Genomic DNA, 253 nt, shown 5'->3' with positions numbered 1-253 from the left:
CGGATCAGGGCGTCGGCGCAATGGTCTGGAGCCCTCTCGGCTGGGGTCGGCTGACCGGCAAGATCGGGCGGGGGCGGCCGATCCCGGCGGGCAGTCGCCTCCACGAGACGGTCCAGTTCGCGCCGCCGGTCGAGGACGAGCATCTCTATCGCGTCGTCGACGCGCTGGAGGCGGTGGCGGCCGAGACGGGCAGGACCGTCCCGCAGGTGGCGATCAACTGGCTGCTGCGGCGGCCGACCGTGGCATCGGTCAT

Annotated in this window: 1 protein-coding gene; it reads left to right on the top strand. The window is 72.7% G+C overall.

Annotated elements, in window-relative coordinates; translation table 11 throughout:
- Positions 1–20: 20 nt before the first annotated feature.
- Positions 21–253 (top strand): aldo/keto reductase (locus CVH10_RS22610; protein ID WP_369335982.1); only part of this gene is annotated, 233 nt, incomplete at its 3' end.

The organism is Halomonas sp. ND22Bw (assembly GCF_003011945.1).
GTDB classification, from domain to species: Bacteria; Pseudomonadota; Gammaproteobacteria; order Pseudomonadales; family Halomonadaceae; genus Halomonas; species Halomonas halophila.
This window is presented reverse-complemented; position numbering and strand designations above follow the sequence as displayed.